This is a genomic window from Alteromonas ulvae (assembly GCF_048987005.1).
GTDB lineage: Bacteria > Pseudomonadota > Gammaproteobacteria > Enterobacterales > Alteromonadaceae > Alteromonas.
In genome coordinates this window covers 1,790,954-1,806,459 of sequence record NZ_CP185261.1, presented here as the reverse complement: position 1 = coordinate 1,806,459, position 15,506 = coordinate 1,790,954, and the positions used below count along the sequence as shown (strand labels likewise).

15 protein-coding genes are annotated in these 15,506 nt (G+C 42.5%); 6 read left to right on the top strand and 9 right to left on the bottom strand.

Annotated features, from left to right (window positions below; all coding sequences use genetic code 11):
• Positions 1-14: 14 nt before the first annotated feature.
• Complete coding sequence (locus ACOJR9_RS07905; RefSeq protein WP_420935749.1) at positions 15-425, top strand: 3-phosphoshikimate 1-carboxyvinyltransferase; 411 nt, start codon at positions 15-17, stop codon at positions 423-425.
• Positions 426-454: 29 nt separating this feature from the next.
• On the opposite strand, the gene ACOJR9_RS07900 is transcribed toward ACOJR9_RS07905, so the two are convergent.
• The 5 genes from ACOJR9_RS07900 to ACOJR9_RS07880 are packed head-to-tail and all read right to left on the bottom strand — an operon-like array spanning position 455 to position 5,862.
• Positions 455-1,153 carry a VpsP family polysaccharide biosynthesis protein gene (locus ACOJR9_RS07900; protein ID WP_420935748.1) on the bottom strand — a complete coding sequence of 233 codons (699 nt, stop codon included), beginning with the start codon at positions 1,151-1,153 and terminating at the stop codon, positions 455-457.
• A gap of 2 nt (positions 1,154-1,155) precedes the next feature.
• Positions 1,156-1,872, bottom strand: coding sequence for a tyrosine-protein phosphatase (locus tag ACOJR9_RS07895; protein ID WP_420935747.1), 717 nt, complete (start codon positions 1,870-1,872; stop codon positions 1,156-1,158).
• A 3-nt stretch (positions 1,873-1,875) separates the two neighbouring features.
• The gene (locus ACOJR9_RS07890; RefSeq protein ID WP_420935746.1) at positions 1,876-4,080 is read right to left on the bottom strand and encodes a GumC family protein; all 2,205 of its coding nucleotides are present in this window, start codon (positions 4,078-4,080) and stop codon (positions 1,876-1,878) included.
• A 22-nt stretch (positions 4,081-4,102) separates the two neighbouring features.
• Complete coding sequence (locus ACOJR9_RS07885; protein ID WP_420936089.1) at positions 4,103-4,645, bottom strand: polysaccharide biosynthesis/export family protein; 543 nt, start codon at positions 4,643-4,645, stop codon at positions 4,103-4,105.
• Positions 4,646-4,650: 5 nt separating this feature from the next.
• Complete coding sequence (locus ACOJR9_RS07880) at positions 4,651-5,862, bottom strand: outer membrane beta-barrel protein (RefSeq protein ID WP_420935745.1); 1,212 nt, start codon at positions 5,860-5,862, stop codon at positions 4,651-4,653.
• A 637-nt stretch (positions 5,863-6,499) separates the two neighbouring features.
• Between ACOJR9_RS07880 and ACOJR9_RS07875 the strand changes: the two genes are divergently transcribed.
• On the top strand, positions 6,500-7,954 hold the full coding sequence (locus ACOJR9_RS07875; RefSeq protein WP_420935744.1) for an undecaprenyl-phosphate glucose phosphotransferase: 1,455 nt from the start codon (positions 6,500-6,502) through the stop codon (positions 7,952-7,954).
• A 584-nt stretch (positions 7,955-8,538) separates the two neighbouring features.
• On the opposite strand, the gene rplT is transcribed toward ACOJR9_RS07875, so the two are convergent.
• The 4 genes from rplT to thrS all read right to left on the bottom strand — a co-directional run bounded on the left by rplT (position 8,539) and on the right by thrS (position 11,798).
• Positions 8,539-8,895, bottom strand: coding sequence for a 50S ribosomal protein L20 (rplT, locus tag ACOJR9_RS07870; RefSeq protein ID WP_032095096.1), 357 nt, complete (start codon positions 8,893-8,895; stop codon positions 8,539-8,541).
• An 18-nt stretch (positions 8,896-8,913) separates the two neighbouring features.
• Positions 8,914-9,111, bottom strand: a complete 198-nt coding sequence (gene rpmI, locus ACOJR9_RS07865) for a 50S ribosomal protein L35 (protein WP_420935743.1) — start codon at positions 9,109-9,111, stop codon at positions 8,914-8,916.
• A 117-nt stretch (positions 9,112-9,228) separates the two neighbouring features.
• On the bottom strand, positions 9,229-9,783 hold the full coding sequence (gene infC, locus ACOJR9_RS07860) for a translation initiation factor IF-3 (protein ID WP_420935742.1): 555 nt from the start codon (positions 9,781-9,783) through the stop codon (positions 9,229-9,231).
• A 98-nt stretch (positions 9,784-9,881) separates the two neighbouring features.
• A complete protein-coding gene (thrS, locus tag ACOJR9_RS07855; protein ID WP_420935741.1) occupies positions 9,882-11,798 on the bottom strand; it encodes a threonine--tRNA ligase in 1,917 nt (638 codons plus the stop codon).
• 325 nt (positions 11,799-12,123) lie between these two features.
• Here thrS and ACOJR9_RS07850 point away from each other — a divergent pair, with 325 nt between their 5' ends.
• From ACOJR9_RS07850 to ACOJR9_RS07835, 4 genes are all read left to right on the top strand, one after another.
• Positions 12,124-12,306 (top strand): fructosamine kinase family protein, encoded by a 183-nt coding sequence (locus tag ACOJR9_RS07850; RefSeq protein ID WP_420935740.1) that lies wholly within the window; start codon positions 12,124-12,126, stop codon positions 12,304-12,306.
• A gap of 23 nt (positions 12,307-12,329) precedes the next feature.
• Positions 12,330-13,124 (top strand): pteridine reductase, encoded by a 795-nt coding sequence (locus tag ACOJR9_RS07845; protein ID WP_420935739.1) that lies wholly within the window; start codon positions 12,330-12,332, stop codon positions 13,122-13,124.
• Between the two features lie 118 nt (positions 13,125-13,242).
• Entirely contained in the window at positions 13,243-14,319 is a 1,077-nt protein-coding gene (locus ACOJR9_RS07840; RefSeq protein WP_420935738.1) for a DUF3080 family protein, read from the top strand.
• A gap of 175 nt (positions 14,320-14,494) precedes the next feature.
• Positions 14,495-15,340 carry a MurR/RpiR family transcriptional regulator gene (locus ACOJR9_RS07835; RefSeq protein ID WP_420935737.1) on the top strand — a complete coding sequence of 282 codons (846 nt, stop codon included), beginning with the start codon at positions 14,495-14,497 and terminating at the stop codon, positions 15,338-15,340.
• The last annotated feature ends 166 nt before the right edge of the window (positions 15,341-15,506 follow it).

Here is a 15,506-nt window from a genome sequence, read left to right as displayed (position 1 = left end):
TAACGAGATATGTAATGGTTCTTAAAATTAAACACCCTGTGCGCGAAGAGCCTAACGTACAGCACTTGCTTGAACGCATACCGGATAAGGTTGCGAACTCGTTCTCTGATGAACAACTAGCGCACTTAAATACAGCACTTGCCGGTAGAAAATGGGGCAACCATAAAATAGACTTACGGGGCACTATAAGCTTTTTTAGAAGTAGATTTTATATTGTTGTACTTGCAGGGAAAGACAAGCGAGATTTATCGAGAGAAGAAGCTCGTGCCGGTAAAATTATAATGGCACTGGGGTTAATGGTGTTTGTCTCTTTTTCTATACTGGTTGGGCTTTTTTTACTTTACGTGCTCAAAAGTTGGCTAGGAATAAATCTATTTGAAGGTTTTTCACTGGGGCTTTGGGATTGGCTAAAAGCGAACACCTAAAGCACAAAAGTTAAGGTGTGCAGGCTTATTTAACACCCCAAAACCTTATGAGGGCCTTTATCTTCGTAAGTATTTAGCCATGTACACGCCGTTGGCTTTGCGTTGTATTTTTCTATGGCTGAAATTACCTGTTTTCTACTCAATGGATTAATCAAACCTAAGGGCAAATGCTGCTTAAGATTCTGTCTTATTTTTACAAACTGTACATCTCGCGCACTGAGCATGGCAAAGCCATACTCGATAATAAAAACGTGAGTAATTGCATCTTGAGGCCCTACTTTTATTGCCATATTCAAATATTCATAAAACTGCTCATCTAATTGCTGTTTTTTCCATTTAACGGTTGCCAACCCAATCCAACTGCCCGACCAATTAGGCCTTAGGTGAATACTGTTTCGATAGCTTACGTTGGCGTTTGTAAAATATCCTGACTGCGCATTGCGATCTACAAATGCGAGCCATTCGAATATCTGACCTTTAATTTGATGGTAAAGCGCATTGTCGGGAAAGTAACTGAGCGCGTTGTCTATTTTTACAAGGGCTTCTTCAGCCTTTTGCAAAGAAGCCTTATTGGGGTCGTTTTGCCATATCTCTAGCGTATTTTTAACGCTGTAATAAGCGTTGCCCGCAACAAACAGCTGTGCGCTCCACACTATTCCCCAAAGCGCTAACAAGGCGATAACCAATCGTAGAGCGCTTGCTGTATATTTTTGAGCTAGGCGGCGCACAGTTATTCAATTCCAACAATGGCGGCTGGCGTAGAATAAAATACAACATTTGCATATTGTTCATCAAAGCCATTAATTATTTGGAAAGCTTCAGCCATATCATTAGGCCGGCGAACTGTGTCGTGCGTATCTGATGCAACTACATGAAATGCCCTTTCATGCATCAGAGTGTGAGCAAACGTCTGAACCTTCTCACCAAACCTGCCTGTAAGCGCACCAGCGGTAACTTGAAATTTGCACCCCGTTCGTTTAAGCCAATTAAATTTATGCTGCTCGGCCAATAGCTCTCGGTTTCTTTCAGGGTGCGCAATCAATGGTTGAACGCCATTCTTCAGTAGCCATTTAATAAGGGCATCTAAACCGGGGGGCACATGACTGTGTGGCATCTCTAACAACAACACCTTCTTTCCCTCAAAGTTACCTAAGAACGGAAGTTCATTTCGTTTAATCCAGTGAGGGATAAGTTCGTTTACGCGAACCTCGGCAGCAAAGGATATTGAAAGAGGAATTTCACCTTGCTCTAAACTGCTTTGTAACTGAAGGAAAGCCGCTTCTATGGTGGCGATGTTGTTATCGAAGTAACCTTGATGAATATGGGGAGTGCAAACCATGTGTGTTACACCACAGTTCACTGCTTGCTGCGCCATATCAACGGCGATATCGAGGTTTCTGGCACCGTCGTCGATGCCAGGTAAAATATGGCTATGAAGGTCTATCAAATACTACTTTTCGCCATCTTTATGACTGGTGTACTCGTATTGGTCATAAAAGCCGGCATACCTTTGTGCTACGTCAGACTTTTTCAAGTTTACTTGATTAAGCACCACTCCATCAAGTCGATGTCCAACTTGTAAGAAACGGGAAATACCGCTATTGATCACTTTATCGCTAGTACTGTCTGCTCTAACCACATAAATTACCGAGTCACACGAATTTGCGATCACCATAGAATCGCTCACTGCTTGCGTTGGTGCTGTATCAATCACGACATATTTATATTTCGTTTTTAGCTCTTGAATAAGTAAGTCAAAACCTTTATCAGACAACAACTCTTGGGGATTTGAAGGGATCGTTCCTGCAGTAAGGATATCTATTTTCGATTCTTCGTCTTGTACTAAACACTCGTCAAAAGTATGAGACTTCAGTATTAAGTTTGCGATACCTGGCTGGTAACTTGGAATATTAAACTGCCTACCCACACTCGGTCTGCGCAAGTCTGCATCTATCAAAATGGTTTTGTCTAATTGACCTAATGCAAAAGCGAGATTTATAGAAACCGTTGTCTTCCCTTCTTTAGGCACGCTAGACGTAAGCATAATAACCTGCTGCTCTTTGTCTAGGTTTAGTAACGATAAACTGGTTCGCAGCGTTCGAACCGACTCAGAAAACTGATGTTTTTTTCCATCGAAAAAAGAGCGTATAGGTAAGTCAGTTTTCTTTTTATGATGGAGCCAGGGGATTAGGCCCAACATTCTTTGGCCTAGCTTACGCTCTACATCCTCTACAGAACGAATACCACTGTTTAAGGTTTCAAGTAGTATGGCTAAAAACACACCGAATGCTACGCTAAATACAAACGCCACTGCAATAAACAACTTTTTATTTGGCTTAGATGGCATACTCGGAGGAAGCGCATTATCAAGTACCCTTGCATTTGCTGTTTCAAAACCGCCCAACTCATCCGTTTCTTTTAAACGAGTAAAAAACGAGTTATACAATTGCTGATTGATATCTACGTCTCTTTCAAGGGCTTTTCTTTGGTTATCCAGCTCAGAAAGTGAACGGAAAGCCGCTTTAGACGCATTAACTTCGCTTTCAAGGCGTTTAACCTTTTCTTTAGACGATTCATATTGCGTGGTAATACTGCTAATCAAATCGTTTATTTGAATACTTAGTGTGTCTCGAATTGCAGTAAGCTCAGCATTGGCCGCAATCATTTTAGGATGCTTGGGCCCGTATACATTTCTAAGTTCGCTAACCTTCGCTAAGGCTTTACCTTCGTCTCGCCTTACATCTTGCACAGCAGGGTGATTTAAAACTTCAGGTAACCTGGCCACATCAGACAATGCTTTGCTGTCTTTTATCTGGCTGTAAATAACTTCATTCAGCTTCAACTCAATTTGTGCTTCAGATAGTTGAATGTTGAGACGTTCTAACTCATCTGAAGCTAAACCGACTACGCCATCAATATTAACAACTTGGTTCGTTTCATAAAAGCGAGCTAAGTTACGCTCAGCAATATTCAACTTACCCTTTAAGCCTTGAATGCTATCCGTTAAAAAGGATGTTGCTTTAGCCGTCATGTCCACTTTAGCTTGCAAATAGCTTTCAATGTAAACGTCAGCAATCGTATTCGCTATCTGTGCTGATAACGAAGGGGATTCTGTAGTTACCGATATTCGCATTAGCTGCGTGTCTTTCATCATCGCTATATCTGTTGCTTCCATCAACAGCGAAACCGCCTTTCTTTTCTTTTGCTCAAGTAGCTCAGAGTCAGTGAATTGCTTAGGCTCGGTCTGAGGCAAAAAAGGCAACAGCGTTTTAAAGCGAGAGAGCAATGAAGGTTCATTCGTCTCTTCAACAGGCATGAATATATCGTTGCTGTACAGCGAAAGCCCTTCAACTGTTTTCTCTGCAACCTGACGAGACCTCAGTATTTCGTACTGAGTAGCCATATAATCTTTGCGTTTAGTATCAATGCCATAAACCTCTTCAATTGAGACGACATTAGTTTTGTCAGACTCAATTAATAACGTTGTCGACGAGGTATATAGCGGTGTCATACGCAGCACTAAAACCGCTACGAGCAAGGTAAAGGCAAGGCTTAAGGCAATTATCCTAAAACTATAGCGTTTTATTATGTTGAAATAGTATCCGAGATCGATGAGTTCGTTCGATTCATTATTGTCCGTAATTTGTACTGCCATTTTTAGCTCACACGATTGTCGGTTAAAAGAAGCGCTGATTGATAGTGATGATGTCACCAGGCTGTATCATATCGGTGACAGAAACGGAGAATTCAAACTGCTGGCCGTCTTTTTCCCTTATTATTTGAATTTTATCTTTACTTGCACGCTCAGTATATCCTCCAGCTAACGCTGCGGCTTTGTTAACAGAAAGGCCGGGTTGATAAGGGTAACCGCCAGGTCTTTTCACTTCGCCATCGATAAAAAACGGGCGGTATTCAACAATAGAAACGGAAACAGAGGGGTTTACTAGGTAATCGCCTAATAGCCCTTCGTAAATTAGTTGCTCAACTTCTGCGGCAGTAAGACCTACGAGTTTGATTTCACCTAAAAATGGATAATTAATCGTACCAACATCGGGAAGTCTCACCTCAAGAGAGAGATCTTCTTGGCCAAAAACACTTATATTTACTCTATCGCCAGAGCCAAGTTGATATTGGCTCATACTCGGGTTACCAGCCTGAGCAAAACAGGTTGAAGCCATAAAAAACATCAGCGATAGAAAAATGCTTAGTTTTAGTACAATGCTTTTCACAGTGTTACCTCAGCAGACACACCTAAAACACGTTGATCGTATCCTATTATTTCTCTGTTACTATCTCGCTTATTGATATTGTAGAAAAGAGAGAAGCTTAACCATCTTTGAGCATTGTAGTTCAACGCAGCGTTGTACCGAGTAACATCATCAGTACGGTTAGCTAAAACAGCACCATCTAAAATGTATTCATCATCAATTATTACAACACCAAAAGAGGTGCTCAGCCTTTCTAACCAATTGTGATTCCAAGATGCTCTATAGAGCCTGCTTCTAATTAAGCTACCTTCGCCGTTGGTTTCGTTGGTTGTAGCAGAGGTTGAAAAATCGAACGTTGAGTAGGTCAGCGGTTGCCATTCAACACCTACTTCCCAGTCAGTGCCGTAAAAAGTGTCTCTTGCCTGAGCATCAAACTCTTTTTCTTTATAACCTACTTTTGCATACCCAGTGGTCGCGGCTGTATTTTCCCACCTAACCCCTACTAGCAGTCGTGTTTCATCACTATCGAGAGGATCAAGTAAAAGCTGCTCATCGTAATTTATCGAAGACCGGGTTAAATCCAACACCAAAGAGACTGATGGGCTAATGTCATAGTTAAATTCTGCCCCCACAACGTTGACCGCGCGATTACGAATTAAGTATTGATCCTCAGTTCTATCGTATTCAAGTGTAGAGCGATTTGCCCTAAAAGCTAACCCAGCGTTAGACGTTATACTGCCGAACTTATAGTTAACACCAACAAGTGAACTCTTATAAGTATCTGGCGTTGTCAAATCTTGACCAAAACCGATTGAGAAACCTGAACCGCGATCTTCATGACCGTCTTCATACTGGGCGAGAATATTAAAGCGATTTCGACTGTTTATGTCGATTTCTGTCGAAGCTTCTAAAAAGTGATCGGTGTAATCATCGTTACTACTTGAAAAATAGACACCTCGCTCTAGTCTGTATCCTAGTTGCACTGGGTTTCCGTTTATTTCAGTCGCAGCTATAACTTCAGGAGAAATTACCGAGCGCCAGCTGAATATTTTAGGATCGTCATCTGATACTCGCGAAACGTTATCAACATAACTGATTGACGAGTTAAGAATAGGAACAAAATCAAACTGCCCAACCTCAATTCGGCCTGCTTCCTGCGCATTAACATTTATGGGAGCTGCGGCGCAAACGGCCGACAACACTATTATGTTCTTTGTCCATGTAGACATTACTATTCCTCTGAATTTAGGCCTAATGAGTCATTGCAGTGCAAAAACAAACACGGTTGCTTTAAAAAAAACGCATTTTTACTATTCTGCGATTGTTTTAACCCTTGAGTACAGAGTTAAACCAGCATCTTTAACACTTTTAAGAATAAGCAGCAAACAACGTGCCCGTTTGTAATACTCTTTCATACCGCGCCACGTAGTTCAGGCAATGCCATCCTGATTTTTACTGGATTAGCCGGCGACGATGCCAGTTTTTGTCCATCAGCATTAGGCAGCGCTTGATTAGCTAACGCTTTTAAACTTGCGGCATATGCTATCTCATTTGCTTGTAATATGGAAAGTATAAACTTGTAAAGTTGCGGACATTGACAACGTATAACGAATAATTTTGTAATAAAATTACAAGAAAGATATACTGTGCAACACTATAGTATTTGTGTATTTTTGGCCCGAAAAGGTCTTCTTTTTTATGGTTGCGGACATGAAAAGAGGATGACACTCTCTTATTTTTTCAATGCGCCTATCGTAAAGGCGTAATTCTTGCTTGGTTATTGATAGTTGATTCGATATTAAATGGCATTTATTCAGCATCTATCAGCTTTTTGCTAACTCACTTTTGCATCTCGAGATACTTAAAATGGACAATAAGGTAGAACCTAACAAAGTGCTAAAATCGCACCCAATGGAATCAACGGGCACCGGTGGTTTGATAGTACGAAATCAGAGCGGTTTTTCTACATTTTATCGGCTCATCGACCTTTCCATCGTTACTCTTCTATACTATGCAAGTGCGGCGTACTTTCATCTAGCCGTAGATACGACTAGCCTTTTGCTCTTATTTATCAATGTTGTGTGCTTTCAAATTTCCGCTGAAGGTGTTGAACTATATCGCTCTTGGCGTGGGCACAGAACACCAGAGATGTTAAGGGCAGCGGCCATCACTTGGGCTATTAGTATTTTTGGCACCCTTACGCTTGGGTACTTCTTCGTTTCAGACATTAACCTATCCACGTCGGCACTATTACTGTGGTTTGCTTCATCATTTGTCGCGCTCATTGTGTGGCGATACGTGATGCGCAAATTTTTATTCAAAATCCGTAAAAGCGGCCTTAATTCTAGACGTTCTATTGTTATCGGGGCGACACATTTAGGCGCAAATGTCGCTTTACAGATACAGAACAACGAACATCTTGGTATCCGATTTAATGGCATTTTTGATGATCGAACAGGCGATCGTCTTCAGCATGAAGTACAAAACACCGTACTAGGCAACATTGCTGAAGCGATAGAAATGGCAAAACGCAACGAAGTAGATTACATCTATATTGCACTACCTATGAGCGCTGAAAATCGAATTCGCTCTATTTTAGAACAGTGCAGCGATACCACAGCAAACGTTTACGTTATTCCAAACTTTTTTATGTACAATCTATTAAACGCTCGCTGGCAAACCGTAGGCAATGTGCAAGCGTTAAGTGTTTACGACACTCCTTTTCAAGGTGCTAGCGATGTATTAAAACGTATGGAAGACGTGGTGCTGAGCATTGCCATTCTTGCATTGATATCCGTTCCTATGCTTTGCATTGCGGCGGCTGTAAAAGCGACGTCTAAAGGCCCTGTTATTTTCAAACAAAAACGCTACGGATTAGATGGTAAGCAAATTACTGTTTATAAATTTCGTTCGATGACAACGCAAGATAACGGCGCCGTAGTAAAGCAAGCTACAAAGAACGATGCCCGCCTTACCAAAATTGGTGGTTTTTTACGACGTACCTCTCTAGATGAGCTTCCGCAATTTATTAATGTATTGCAGGGTAGAATGTCGATTGTAGGCCCCCGCCCTCATGCGGTAGCTCACAATGAAGAGTATAGAAAAATAATTACGGGCTACATGCTGCGCCACAAAGTTAAGCCAGGTATTACTGGTTGGGCCCAAGTAAACGGCTTACGGGGTGAAACGGAAACTACCAACAAAATGGTTCAGCGGGTTGAATACGACTTAGATTACATTCATCGCTGGTCTATTTGGTTCGACATAAAAATTGTATTTATGACTATATTCAACGGTTTCTTAAATAAAAATGCTTATTAGCTAGTGAATGCAATTAGCGCAGAGAGGCTTCTCCTGCGCTTTTATTACTTTGTTTAATTTAGTGAGTCTCTTCTTTGGGTTAAACCTTATTCACAGCTTTAACCAAAACTACTTAAACCTATTCCCCTTTAAGCTTATACACACCTTTAGCATCAGCCGCACCTATACTCTCTCTGTACAGGTTGGATTGCTTAGTATCAGTAATTTATTTCTGTCACTTGATTGTGCCGTCACTTAATTATAAAGCGCATGCCTGTTTACATAAAAAGTGGTTGTTCTGTGGAAGGTAAAATCTGTGGCGCATGCTCTTGCTCTTTTTTATTGCAAAGCAGTAAAGCACACTCTTATTAGTTTGAAGAAAGTTCAGTATTGTAGATGTCGGCGGTTTAGGCTCAAGGAGCTCGGGATGTTTGGGCACGGATGTATGGTTTTTTGTGTGTTGGGGCGTTGGGGCGTTGGGGCGTTTGAAATAGTAGATAACCCAAAAAGCGTTTCAACTTCAACGGGATTTTCTATTAGAAAAGAAAAAGGCGAGCATCCTGCTCGCCTTTCCCCGAAAGAACTTAAACTTAATTAGTTAATAATTAAGCTAATGCGCCTTTAGCCGCTTCGACTAATGCGCTAAAAGCTGCTTTGTCATGAACTGCGATGTCGGCAAGGATCTTACGATCGATTTCAACAGACGCTTTCTTCAAACCGTTAATGAAACGGCTGTATGACAAACCATTTTGACGTGACGCAGCATTGATACGCGCAATCCATAATTGACGGAATTGACGTTTACGCTGACGACGGTCGCGGTAAGCATATTGACCAGCTTTAGTTACAGCCTGTACCGCTACGCGATAAACTCGTGAACGAGCGCCATAATACCCTTTTGCCTGCTTGAGGACTTTTTTGTGACGAGCACGTGCTACCGTGCCGCGTTTTACTCTAGCCATTCTTTAGTCTCCTAAGTCTTAAACGTACGGCAACATGCGCTGAACTAATTTAGTATCAGAATCATGAACCATTTTTTTGCCACGTAACTGGCGTTTACGTTTAGTACTCTTCTTAGTCAGAATGTGACGTAAGTGAGACTGCTTGCTTTTAAAGCGACCTGAGCCCGTTTTCTTAAAACGCTTGGCGGCACCGCTTACAGATTTCATTTTAGGCATTGCTAAAACTCCGCATTGTTTTGTATCGACATGTTCAGCGTGCAGACGCTTAATTGCCGGTTAATGTTTGCAGCAAGGTGTTTCAGGGTGCAGATTCCTGAAAACTTTAGACCATTACTACTTCTTAGTTGGGGCTAGCACCATAATCATCTGGCGACCTTCCACGCGACGTGGAAAAGATTCGCAATTTGCGATGTCTTCTAAATCGGTTTTAACGCGATTTAGTAGGTCTATACCGATTTCTTGGTGCGCCATTTCACGTCCGCGGAAGCGAATTGTGACTTTGGCTTTATCACCACCTTCGAGAAAGCGACGCAGGTTGCGCAGTTTTACCTGGTAATCGCCTTCATCAGTGCCAGGGCGAAATTTAATCTCCTTGACCTGAATTTGCTTTTGTTTCTTTTTCTGCTCTTTCTGAGCCTTACTCTTTTCGAAGACGAACTTACCATAGTCCATAACTTTACAGACTGGCGGCTCAGCATTGGGACTGATTTCTACAAGATCTAAGGAAGCTTCTTCCGCTAGCTGCGTGGCTTCTGCAAGTGAAACTACGCCAACTTGTTCTCCGTCTTTGCCAATTAAACGTACTTCTTTGGCTTTAATCTCATCGTTAATGCGGGCTTTGTCGCCCTGAGCCTTATTGTTAGCGCCTTTAATGTGGTATTCCTCCAAACATTTAATTCTTTCGTTTGTTTTTGTGATGCCGAAATTAGCATGAAATTTGAGTCAAAAACAAACTCCGTTGTGCATTATACACAAATTTTGCTCAACTACTTAATGGTCTTTGCCATAACTTCTTGTTGAGACATGGCAATAAAGTCTTCCAGGCTCATTTTACCTAGGTCGTCGCCGCGACGTGAGCGCACTGCTACTTCGCCCGATTCCATTTCTTTATCACCTACTACTAGCATATATGGGATACGCTTAAGTGTGTGCTCACGGATTTTAAAGCCAATCTTCTCATTTCTCAAGTCAGACTTTGCTCTAAACCCTAAATCGTGCAGTTTTTTTACACACTCTTTTGCGTAATCTGCCTGTTTGTCAGTAATGTTCATTACTACAACCTGTTGTGGCGCTAACCATAACGGGTAAAAACCGGCAAACTCTTCGGTAAGTATACCGATGAAACGCTCAAGCGACCCCAGAATCGCTCTGTGGATCATTACAGGTACTTTACGTTCACCATCTTCAGCAACGTAAGTAGACCCTAAACGACCCGGCATCGAGAAATCGAGTTGCACAGTACCACATTGCCATGCTCTGTCTAGACAATCGTGTAAAGTAAATTCAATTTTAGGACCGTAGAACGCACCTTCACCCGGTTGATATTCAAATTCAATATTATTGGCTTTTAATGCGTCAGCTAATGCCGCTTCCGACTTATCCCAAATTTCATCAGCCCCTACTCGTTTTTCAGGTCGAGTAGATAATTTTACAGCCACTTTGTCGAAACCAAATGCTGCGTAGGTTTCATATACCATTTTAATACAGCCGCTAACCTCTTCTAAGATTTGCTCTTCTGTACAAAAAATATGGGCATCGTCTTGGGTAAATCCTCGAACTCGCATTAACCCGTGCAATGCGCCTGAAGGCTCATTGCGGTGGCAACAACCGAATTCAGCCATACGCAATGGTAAATCACGATATGATTTAAGGCCCTGGTTAAATATTTGAACATGACCTGGGCAGTTCATCGGCTTAATCGCGTACTCGCGCTTTTCCGACTCAGTAGTAAACATGTTTTCTGCGTACTTGTCCCAGTGCCCGCTTTTTTCCCACAAGCTACGGTCCATCATTAATGGACCTTTTACTTCGTCGTAGTTGTATTGGCGAAGTTTTGTGCGAACAAAGCTTTCTAATTCGGTGTAGATAGACCATCCGTCGTTGTGCCAGAACACCATACCTGGCGCTTCTTCTTGCCAATGGAATAAGTTGAGTGCTTTACCAATTTTACGGTGGTCGCGCTTTTCAGCTTCTTCAAGTCGTTGTAGATACGACTTCAATTGTTTCTTGTCTGCCCATGCTGTGCCGTAAATACGCTGCAGCATTTTGTTGTCGCTGTCTCCGCGCCAGTAAGCACCTGCCACTTTCATCAACTTAAAGTGATGGCAAAACTTCATGTTGGGAACATGAGGGCCACGGCACATGTCGGTATACTCTTCGTGAATATACAGTGCTGGGCGATCGTCCTTGCTGATGTTTTCATCAAGAATTTGAATTTTATAGTCTTCACCACGCTCGGCAAAGGCATCGCGAGCTTCTTGCCAACTGACTTTGTTTTTTACTACGTCGTAGTTTGTTTTGGCAAGCTCTAGCATACGCTTTTCAAGCTTGGCTAAATCTTCCTGAGTTAGGCTTTCTTCCATATCAACGTCGTAGTAAAACCCGTTGTCGATAATGGGTCCAATGGCCATTTTCGTGTTTGGCCATAGCTGCTTAATGGCATGGCCTAGCAAGTGAGCACAGCTGTGGCGAAGAATATCCAAGCCATCGTCGTCTTTTGCGGTGATTATTTGAAGCTGTGCGTCAGCATCTATCATGTCAACAGCGTCAACAAGCTCGCCATTTACTTTTCCAGCAATGGTTGCTTTGGCTAAACCAGGGCCAATATCATTTGCAACATCGAGTACAGAAACAGCGTTGTCGAAAGCGCGTTGGCTTCCGTCAGAAAGGGTAATTACAGGCATGAATGTTCCTTTACAGTGGTGACGCCTACTCTGCGCCACTTGCATATTTAAAGTTTGAGCGTGGAATACGCTATTCGTATTTCCCCAACGTTCGCGTTTATCCCGCTAACATCACTGCTTTTGCGCAACGTAACCCCTCGTGAAATACAACGAGAAAGAACAACAACACAGCACAACGTTGGATTATTAGTATGTTTTCGATGGGCGATTATAACGAGTGTATGCACAACTTCAATGATGAAAATAGGTTTCGCCCACTAATTGGCATTTAACCACTTATTTTCAGTGCTTTCCTTTGCTGACACATGTTGTTTTTTTACTCACTATGCAGAAACCGCTATCGTTATGCCTCTCTCATCCATGCTTCTCGATTGAAAAAAATGACAATCAAAGAAAACCAATCTATCCGCTTTACCCTATTTTAAATCACAGGTTATTATTCTTTGCTTATTATATCGTTCAGACAGAACGTATGACTGACGATATTCAGCGCACGAAATACGCATAGCGTAAGTAAAAAAGTGAGTTTTTATGGAAGACAATGGCCCTAGTGCATTTGCTGGTACAGATGGGGATAAGAAAAGCGAAACGCCTGTCGTATTAGTCACCGGCGCTGCAAAGCGTATTGGCGCGACAATAGCTCGTCGACTTCACGCAAGTGGATATTCAGTGATCATTCATTTTGCAACGTCTTCTTATGAGGCAAACGCCTTGGTTAATGAGCTCAATCAATCTCGCAAAAATTCCGCCGCCAGTCTTCAGGGCGATCTATGCGACAAAGACAGCGTACAAAAACTAGCAAAGCAATCAATTGCTATTTGGGGGCGGTTAGACTTACTGGTTAACAATGCATCAAGCTTTTATCCCACGCCTCTTGGCGAAATTACCGAAGACGACTGGTCATCATTAGTGGGTAGCAATGTAAAAGGCCCCTTGTTTTTATCTCAAGCGTTAACGCCAGCACTTAAAAAAAGTAAAGGCAGCGTTATTAATATGATTGATATGCACATTGATAGACCACTGCCTAAGCACAGCGTGTATTTATTGGCAAAAGCAGGATTGGCATCACTCACTCGCTCAATGGCAATAGACCTTGCTCCAGATGTGAGAGTAAACGGTATTGCGCCTGGCGCTATACTGTGGCCTGAGCGAGAGATGAATAAAGAAGACAAACGCCGATTGCTGGACAGCGTTCCACTTCGCCAGCTTGGCAGCCCTGAGGATATTGCAGAAACACTGATTTTTCTTGTTTCTGCTTCCTACATAACAGGGCAAATTATTTATGTGGATGGCGGCAGGAGCCTTTATACCAGCGCCGAGATATAGTTTTTTAATCGGCGTGTTGTGGTAGAGCGCTATTTGCAAAACGCCGTTAAATTAAACGCCGTTACTGAAACGCCATTACTGAAACGAGAAACGCTCCATTTAAAGAGACGCACAACCTATGATGAAGTTTAACCCCGTTACATCCTTTAAGCCGCACACGCCGCTTTTTAAACCAGCGTTTAGGTGTATGGCAGCTGTATTTGTCATTGTCTTGCTAGCGGGGTGTTTTGGGCAAGAAACGGTAAAAGATAATCTTGACGATTATCAGGGGCGCTTATCACGAGTGTTAGATACTCCGTTGCCCGAAACGGTTGTAAACCCGTTACCAAAACTGACAGATGGCTCGCAACTAAAGAACAACATTGAAGGGTTGAACATCAACTTGCGAGAGTTTTACGCTATACAAGACTGTGAACTGGGCCGTGTGGTTGCTGAACGCAATACGTCTCTTGGCAAAAGCCAGCTTCCATCCCAGCGCTTAGTGTATGAGAGTAAGCTGCTGTCGGTGTTTTCAGCCTGTGAGAACTCACTGAGAGAAACCGACACAAAGCTCGCCGATACGCTGGCCGCATGGAAAGTGGAAAAAGAGGCAGCCTACACACAAAGCTGGGCTAATCTTATTCAAACCAGTAAAGAGCTGCGCTTAGGGTTAAATAGCCCAGAGCGTTTACTTGCATCTGAAAACAATAAAGATGCACTTGCCAGTATCAATAGCTTATATTTTCTGGATGAACTATTGGCGCCTGAGGCATTGAATAAAAGTATTGACAGCAGCGAGCTAGAAACACAGCTTAAAATAATTCTTTCTTCACGACTACCCGCCAGTTTGTGGCAAACACAGCAAACGCTTGCCACTACCTTACCACTACTAACAGCGTCGCTGTCTCCCCAGCTAAATAGTATTGATTGCCCAGAGGGACGGGCAAGTGATACTGCCAAAATTCTTCGTAATGTGTTTTACTTATTTTTTATTGAAAAAATTCAGCCCGTGGGCAGCTTGATAAATAACTACCACTACAAACTTATGCCGTTGTGGGAAAAGTGGCAGAACCACCCAGTACTGCACCATTCATTCAAGGGCTATATTAATCAGCACGCTAACGAGGGGTTTGCTTCTTACAGCAGTGCCATGCAGGAACACGTTGCCATGTGGCAGCAGTTTTTAGGTCGCTGTAACTTATCACCTGTGGCTTAAATACGCTTCATTGGGAAGCTTCGGGCAATGTAATTACGTTAAGTGAATAAAGCCACTGAATATCTCCACACATTCTGTAATAAATTGCATAAGCCATTGGAATCATGGAATACTCTTATCAAATCACTATTTCTAAAATGGCGTACGCGTTGATGAGCAGTTGCAAAAAAAGACCATGACTAAAAAAAGAGCGGATAAAAGCCCAAACGATGTTCTAGAGCAAATAGCCCAGCATTATGCAACGCTGTCTCCCGCGGGCAGGGCAATAGCGCACTATCTTCAGAAAAACCCCATTGCGGTGCTATCGCAGTCAACATCGCTTATTGCGGAGAATGTAGGTACTTCTAAAGCCACGGTAAGTCGTTTTTTTCGCCAGGTGGGCTTTGAATCTCACCAGCAAGCCAGAGCCTCACTCACCACACTGCGGGAACAAGGCGTTCCAATTGCGTCAGATAATAATGAAAAACACCATTTCGATAGTGAAGTACAAAACCTAGCGGCAAGTTTTGATGGTATCGCTGTTGAAGAGCTGAACTCTGTTGCTACATTGCTGGCAAATGCTGGGCAAGTAACGCTTATTGGATTTAGAAACGCCTATCCCATTGCCCTGCACTTTCGCCAACAGTTAAAGCAAATACGGGCTTCAGTGAGAGTGCTTCCTCAGCCCGGACAGACACTCAGTGAAGATATTATCGACCTTACTGATAAAGACGTGGTGGTATTATTTGGCTTTCGTCGCCGCACTCGCCAGTTTAAGTTTGTGCTTGAGAGCATAAAGCACTGTAAAACCGTGTTGATTACCGATCCTACTGGTCAGGGGTATAAGCACTTTGTCGACCATTTACTGGTGTCGCATATTGGTAGCGATGCACCCTTTGACAGCTATGCCGCACCAATGAGCTTGGTTGCTACGCTGTGTAATTTAACGTACGGCAAACTTGGCTTAACTGCCTCTAAACGCGTTGACGCCATAACACAAGTTTACAAGCAAATGGATGAGCTAGAAGACTCTGAACGCTAAAACACATTCTCTATTTCTTGCGCTAGGCATTTTTTATCTCGCGCTTTGCAATGTTAAAAACTTATTCGAGCCGTTTTATTCAGGCAGCCTTTTTAAATAGCCTTTCTAAATAGCCTTTCTAAATGAATTTTCTTGCAATGTTTTTTAATAGGCTCTTTTCACACAG

Bases quoted from the DNA above. Each gene is read 5' to 3' on its own strand.
- ACOJR9_RS07840 (WP_420935738.1), top strand. From the start codon at position 13,243: ATGATGAAGTTTAACCCCGTTACATCCTTTAAGCCGCACACGCCGCTT.
- ACOJR9_RS07905 (WP_420935749.1), top strand. From the start codon at position 15: ATGGTTCTTAAAATTAAACACCCTGTGCGCGAAGAGCCTAACGTACAG.
- ACOJR9_RS07875 (WP_420935744.1), top strand. From the start codon at position 6,500: ATGGACAATAAGGTAGAACCTAACAAAGTGCTAAAATCGCACCCAATG.
- ACOJR9_RS07890 (WP_420935746.1), bottom strand. From the start codon at position 4,080: ATGGCAGTACAAATTACGGACAATAATGAATCGAACGAACTCATCGAT.
- thrS (WP_420935741.1), bottom strand. From the start codon at position 11,798: ATGCCTGTAATTACCCTTTCTGACGGAAGCCAACGCGCTTTCGACAAC.
- ACOJR9_RS07845 (WP_420935739.1), top strand. From the start codon at position 12,330: ATGGAAGACAATGGCCCTAGTGCATTTGCTGGTACAGATGGGGATAAG.
- rplT (WP_032095096.1), bottom strand. From the start codon at position 8,895: ATGGCTAGAGTAAAACGCGGCACGGTAGCACGTGCTCGTCACAAAAAA.
- ACOJR9_RS07850 (WP_420935740.1), top strand. From the start codon at position 12,124: ATGCAGAAACCGCTATCGTTATGCCTCTCTCATCCATGCTTCTCGATT.
- ACOJR9_RS07880 (WP_420935745.1), bottom strand. From the start codon at position 5,862: ATGTCTACATGGACAAAGAACATAATAGTGTTGTCGGCCGTTTGCGCC.
- rpmI (WP_420935743.1), bottom strand. From the start codon at position 9,111: ATGCCTAAAATGAAATCTGTAAGCGGTGCCGCCAAGCGTTTTAAGAAA.
- ACOJR9_RS07835 (WP_420935737.1), top strand. From the start codon at position 14,495: ATGACTAAAAAAAGAGCGGATAAAAGCCCAAACGATGTTCTAGAGCAA.